Annotated in this window: 3 protein-coding genes; all 3 read left to right on the forward strand. The window is 57.8% G+C overall.

The window, feature by feature from the left end; genetic code table 11:
• Nucleotides 1-639: 639 nt before the first annotated feature.
• The 3 genes from ATN38_RS00270 to ATN38_RS00280 all read left to right on the forward strand — a co-directional run bounded on the left by ATN38_RS00270 (nt 640) and on the right by ATN38_RS00280 (nt 3,488).
• Entirely contained in the window at nt 640-1,743 is a 1,104-nt protein-coding gene (locus ATN38_RS00270; protein ID WP_021334723.1) for a hypothetical protein, read from the forward strand.
• A gap of 90 nt (nt 1,744-1,833) precedes the next feature.
• On the forward strand, nt 1,834-2,445 hold the full coding sequence (locus tag ATN38_RS00275) for a hypothetical protein (protein ID WP_021334722.1): 612 nt from the start codon (nt 1,834-1,836) through the stop codon (nt 2,443-2,445).
• Nucleotides 2,442-3,488 carry an ImmA/IrrE family metallo-endopeptidase gene (locus ATN38_RS00280; protein WP_021334721.1) on the forward strand — a complete coding sequence of 349 codons (1,047 nt, stop codon included), beginning with the start codon at nt 2,442-2,444 and terminating at the stop codon, nt 3,486-3,488. The genes ATN38_RS00275 and ATN38_RS00280 overlap by 4 nt, the downstream gene beginning before the upstream one ends.
• Nucleotides 3,489-3,893 lie beyond the last annotated feature (405 nt).

Here is a 3,893-nt window from a genome sequence, read left to right on the forward strand (position 1 = left end):
AACCGCGGCGCTCTCCCGATGCTCCGCATCGGGACCGGAAGCGGCTCGCTTCGCTCCCCGCCAGGGAGCCGCTGCGCGGCTCGCGGTGGGTCCAGACAGACTGCCGTCGATCGAGTCGCTGCGCACCTCTAAATTCCTGAATTATATTTGTCACCAAAGGATTTGATCGGAACCGTGAAGTCGGTACCCAAGTACCAAACGAGGCTGGGGAGGGACGGAGGTCGCTCGAAGGTACCCTGTCTCGCGACTACCAACTCATCGTCATCATGCTTCCCATCCTACAAGACCCCACCCCAAACCGCAAAACAACACAGAACCACGAAACGCCGAAATTATCACCACTGCAACAGAATTGGTACCTCTATAAAACATTTCCATGCGTAATCTCTGAAACCGATTATCCACCAACTGATTATCCAAAGTTACTGAAACACAATAACATTCAAAACACCCGAAAATCGACCTTCCCGAGCCCACCATCGGCGCTCCATCCCCTCGGTAGCTGACATATCTACTGGCTCAAGCACCCTAGCCGCGGCGAAAATCCGCCGGCAGTCGACATCGCGTCGACACTCCAGTTCCCGCAACACATCCGGACTCATCCCGATGCAACTCTGACCCCACCTGGATACTGATCGCATGCCGACCTACGACAGACCAGTTTTTAGATCCAAACTTGTAGCCAAAGCTCTGGCGGGCGAGATCCGACAGGACCTGGACGATACGGTCGGCGGAATCAGCTGGTGGGCCAACTACCAGCTCGGGCGCGACACACTCTCCGAACTCTCCCACTATGCCGTCAGTGCAGCTCAGAGTGTCGCAACAAATCTTGACGAAGCCGCACTTCACTATTTCCAGTACCAAGAACGCATACGCGCAGAAGACATCTTCCTGACCCGAAAACTCACCGAAGGTCGCGGACAGCTAACGAAACTCAACGAACGGCAGGAGATCGACAGGCGCCGAGAGGCGGAGATCGGAGCGCACCGAACCGCGTTTTTCCGTTCGATCGGATCCACACTCGATACCCTCGCCGGCGTCACAATCGTAGTGAGTGCCCTGTCATTGAACGTGCTCCGCGCCGACTTCGGGATGCTCTGCACATCCGACACCTCCGACACATACCCACGCCTCACCGGACCGGCGGGCGGAAAACTGCGCAAGGCCCTCGCCACCGACACCTCCGACGGAGCACACGCCCAAGAGACCCTCCTTCGCGGTATCCGTGCAGCTGTCGTTGCCGCTGGTCCTCCCGGATGGGTTCAATGGACGCTCGAAACCCGCAATAGCTTCGTTCACCGATCACAATGGCTGAAAATGACCATGCACGATCGACCCCACCGCACCGCCCCTACCAACTGGATTCGCCCACTTCCACGCACACCAGCCCAAAGTGAAGGCGCAGCGCTCAGAGCCGCCGACACACTGACGGACACATACCTCACCGAAGATGCGCTCGCTTCGATGCACGGAGTCCTCGAATCTGTAGATGCAGTGATCAAAGCCGTAATCGAGCAATGTTCACACCTGTGGACCCGACGACGCGCCAACCCTCACCTACTCGAGCAGCCAGGTTCACAGTGGACAGCGCCTACTACCGCAGCCAGCTTCGACGGATACCACCCCGGCTCCGCGCAACGAGCATTCGACAACGCCGACGCCATCCTCGTGCATCCCACCGAAGGGAAACGTCTACTAACACTCATAGACCCGCAGGAGGCAACCCCGCGTCGCACGAAATAGCGAACAGGCCGTTGAGAGGGATGAACCGTGCCGCCGCTGGTGAAATTCGATCGACCAGCAAAATCGAGCGCAGGTGGTATATTTTCTGGTATGAATTCATACCCGGATCGACAAAAAGTCGTCGACGACTTGGGCGAGAAGTTCCTTGACGCATTCGTAGCGTCCGTGGACAAGGCACGTGCCGATCTGGAAGAGTTTCGCGACTTCCGACCGGAATGGTTCGTCAACTTCTCGAAACGGTTCATCGCCGGTTTCATCCACGAACGCATCTGGGACTCGATGCTGCGCACAGCAGACGAGGGCGACGTCCACTTCAAGGACGACGAACCGACTCGGGAAATCCACATCGGCACCAACTACGTGGTCCGAATCAAGCGCCACACCGAAAACTTGAAGATTACGAGCTACCCGACCACCGGCGCACTCGCATTTTGGACGAACAGTGCCACCGCTCAACTGCCGGATCTCGAATTGTGGAGCCTGGCAATGGGATACATATGGAATCCTGAAGAGGCCGCGATCGGCGACACGATCTTGTCGTTCCGTGACAGCAAAGACACACCTATCTGGTCGATTCTGCTGCACTCGGGCCAGTCCGGTCAGGCCACCGGCATCACGTGGACACCAGTGGACCCGCAGTTGCCCCAGCTCGATCTCAGCGATGTTGTCGCTACGAGCGAAGACACAGTAGAAGGATCATGAACCAGATCGGCGACGTAATCCTGACATCGCGGCGTGCAGCCGGGATGACTCAGGAGGACCTGGCTGAGCAGCTCGGCATCACACAAGCAGCGCTGTCCCGCTACGAAAACAACCTTCGAGAACCCGACAGCGACACACTCGAACGGATGAGTCGTGCCCTCGACGTGTCGGTACCGTTCTTGACTCATGCGTTCAGGTTGCAGGGGGCAATCGCTGCCGACGCCCACATGCGTCGGCAGAAGACAACCAAAGCCTCTGATTGGAAACTGGCAGAAGCGAAGCTGAACCTGTATCGGATGCGTGCAGCATTTCTGCTGCAGCGCGTCCCGATGACGCCGCAGAATCATGTACCGACATTCGACCCGGACGACACGACACCATCCGACGCGGCACGGATACTTCGCGCGCAATGGAAGATGCCGATCGGGGCGGTCCGCAATCTCACCAGATGGGTCGAGTCAGCCGGTGTCATCGTCGTCGAACAAGACTTCGGTACGCACCGCATGGACGGGTTGTCGCAATGGGCAAGCGACTATCCCATCATCATGCTCAACAGCGCACTGCCGGCCGATCGCAAGCGGCTGACACTCGCACACGAACTCGGGCACCTGGTTCTGCACAACACGTACATCGATGCCGACATGGAAGCTCAGGCGAACGAGTTCGCGGCCGAACTCTTGATGCCGGCGCACATCATCGAGTCCGAATTCAGAAATCTCACACCCGCGAAACTGCTTGCAATGAAACAGGTGTGGGGTGTTTCAATGCAGGCGCTCTACGAGCGCGCATACCGCATGGGCAAGGTCAGCACAGACGATCGCCAACGCTTCTACCGTTCGTTGAACGCACGAGGATGGAAGGTGAACGAACCGGGAACCGACAAAATCCCGCCAGAAACCCCGGAATTGGCGCGAAGCATCGGAGAGATGCTGATATCGAAGGCCGGCCTGTCACGAGAGGAAGCAGCCGCCCTCATCGGCCATCGAATAGCGGCCAACGAAACCGTCTTCCTCTCCCCCGAAAAACGCTTGCGCGCCGTCTGATCGCCGACGTCAAACTAGCTACCGCAAACGGGTATGGCGATCGATTCCGTCGGCGCGATCGGGAGCGGAACCAGAGGGCGCTCGAACATCATCTATTCAGCCATACGGTTGTTTCGGTGATGGCCGGGTGCCGTTCTTCTATTCGATCCGAGAGACTTGTAGTCCGCCATCGTTGAGACTCTCGTACAAGTCCTCAATTTTCACCTGCCCGCCGCGCTCGTCGCATTGTGTGAAAATTATTCGTTGCGCAGCACGTGAGAGTCCGACAAAGAAAGCTGATGAGGAATCGTCAAATTCTGTGGATTAAGGTGTGTCAGGCGACCTCGGATACCGGCGTGTCCGGTGACGGTTCCGGGGTGATCTCGACGGGTCGTTCGAGGAGCTTGCCCTTGTGGAACAGCGCAC

Source organism: Rhodococcus sp. FH8 (genome assembly GCF_019266085.1).
GTDB lineage: Bacteria > Actinomycetota > Actinomycetes > Mycobacteriales > Mycobacteriaceae > Rhodococcus_F > Rhodococcus_F qingshengii.

Excerpts from the sequence above, each read along its gene's own strand:
- ATN38_RS00270 (WP_021334723.1), top strand. The coding sequence starts at position 640 with ATGCCGACCTACGACAGACCAGTTTTTAGATCCAAACTTGTAGCCAAA.
- ATN38_RS00275 (WP_021334722.1), top strand. The coding sequence starts at position 1,834 with ATGAATTCATACCCGGATCGACAAAAAGTCGTCGACGACTTGGGCGAG.
- ATN38_RS00280 (WP_021334721.1), top strand. The coding sequence starts at position 2,442 with ATGAACCAGATCGGCGACGTAATCCTGACATCGCGGCGTGCAGCCGGG.